General features: G+C 34.0%; 2 protein-coding genes. Both read left to right on the plus strand.

Going from position 1 to position 2,056, the window contains the following annotated elements; genetic code table 11:
- Positions 1-118 precede the first annotated feature (118 nt).
- The gene (locus tag JMO20_RS14030; protein WP_207753510.1) at positions 119-679 is read left to right on the plus strand and encodes a YdcF family protein; all 561 of its coding nucleotides are present in this window, start codon (positions 119-121) and stop codon (positions 677-679) included.
- A 262-nt stretch (positions 680-941) separates the two neighbouring features.
- Positions 942-1,811, plus strand: coding sequence for a Swt1 family HEPN domain-containing protein (locus JMO20_RS14035; RefSeq protein WP_202710322.1), 870 nt, complete (start codon positions 942-944; stop codon positions 1,809-1,811).
- Positions 1,812-2,056: the final 245 nt, after the last annotated feature.

The following is a 2,056-nucleotide window of genomic DNA, read 5'->3' on the forward strand; positions in this document are numbered from 1 at the left end:
AGCTCCACTTTTAGGTATTCCTATAGGGTCCAGTTCAAAGGTGTCGCAAACACGGAGACGTTAGACGACAGGCACTTAATTCGATGGCAAGATAACAGTATAAAAGAGGTGAATTTTTTTGAAGAAACTTATAAAATATGCAACTATAGCCGTATTATTATGGTTTAGTATTCACATTTTTTTAATAGTTATTGATGGACTAAATGATGACCTTGAAACTGTAGATGTTGGTGTAGTCTTGGGAAATAAAGTAGAACTTGATGGTCAGCCTTCAAAAAGGCTTCAAAGAAGGTTAGATAGAGCAATAGAGCTATATGAAGGTGATTATTTAAAATATATAATAGTTAGTGGTGGTATAGGCAAAGAGGGCTTCGATGAAGCAGTAGTAATGAAGGATTATTTGATACAATCAGGAATCCCAGAGGACAATATTATATTAGATAGCAAAGGTAATAATACATACATGACAGCTAAAAATTCAAAAGAAATAATTGAAAAGGAGAGTTTCAACTCTGTAATGATAATTTCTCAGTACTATCATATTAGTAGGACAAAACTGGCTTTCAAAAAAGTAGGTTTTAACAAGGTATATTCTGCACATGCTAGGATATTTGAAATTAGAGATATCTATTCTTTAGTAAGAGAGTTTGTTGCTTATTACAAATATTTAGTGAATTGAAGCTATAGATAACCCATCGTCTAACACTATGTTTGCACAAGGGCGCTCTAGTGCAAGAAAAGCCTAGGGAAATGAGCGCCACACCTTTTCGCTAACCGAGTCAGCCGTTACATTAGGCGTTCGCAAGCTCACTTCCATGAGCAACTCCCTGTAGAGTTCAAAGGTGTCGCAAACACGAAAACGTTATATGTAATTTCCAACTTGATTGAGGCATTCCTCTTGAGTTGGTTTTCTTAAAAAATTTGAAGGGAGGAAACTTACGATGAGTGATTTTACATATCAATTACCTTTCAGTAATGAAAAATACATGACTGGAATTCTGTATGAGTTAAAAAGGAATGGCAAATATGACGTTGCACATTTATTAAAGGGTGCGACGGTATCAATAGAAACAGGTGGATTCTCATATTACGTTGGGCATTGGGGAAGATCAGATGCTAGTGCAGCATTTGTTAATTTTTATGTTCATCCACAACATATCGAGCAATTAGAGAATATGGACATTTCAGAAGAACTAAGAAAAATTTGTCATAAGCTTATTCCTGATTATGTTGGATTTGATGTGAAAAACATATCCTTCACTATGGATTTAAGTAAAGAACTAGACTTTGAAGATGATGTTTTGAGTGACTTGGAAAAACAAGTAGATAGAATTTCGAATAGCTCAATATCAGAATTATTACCAGAAGATATTAGGGTAAAAGGATACAAAATGGCAGAAGTTTATACATATCTATATTCAGTGGAAAATACATTGCGGTTATTTATTGAGAAAATTGGAAAAGAAAATTATGGAGATAACTATTTTAGTCAACTTAACATACCTGGAAAGACTAGGAATACTCTAAGCAAAAGAAAGGAAGACTCTGATTTAAAAAAATGGCTTAGTATTAGAGGAGAAAGCGAATTATTTTATCTTGATTTCAAGGATCTAGGTTCGATAATAAATAACAATTGGGATATATTTAAAGAATATTTCCCTAACCAAGATTTTATATTGCCTAAGATAAATGAAATGGCAGATTGTAGGAATTTAATAGCACATAATAGCATTATTGATGAAACAGAAATGAATCTTATTCGTACATATTATAATGTAATACTAAAGCAGTTATCAGAAACAGTGAAGTAGAATAACTAGGGTTAATCTTGGTAGCTAAGTTGGCAACTACACATAACAAAGTTTTTGCGCAAGTGGCGCTCTAGGGAAGAAGAAGCCTAGGGTAATGAGCACCCACACCTTCTCACTGGGAACGAAGTTCCACTAATGGGTATTCCTTTTAGGTCCAGTTCAAAGGTGTCGCAAACACGAAGACGTTATATGACAGGTCAATAATGAAATAGAGTTGTGAAAGGAGACAGTAATGGAGAAAAGAA

This window comes from Sporosalibacterium faouarense (assembly GCF_016765695.1).
GTDB classification, from domain to species: domain Bacteria; phylum Bacillota; class Clostridia; order Tissierellales; family VENL01; genus Sporosalibacterium; species Sporosalibacterium faouarense.

What these genes read in the sequence shown, in the direction of transcription:
- JMO20_RS14035 (WP_202710322.1), top strand. Translation starts at nt 942, where the DNA reads ATGAGTGATTTTACATATCAATTACCTTTCAGTAATGAAAAATACATG.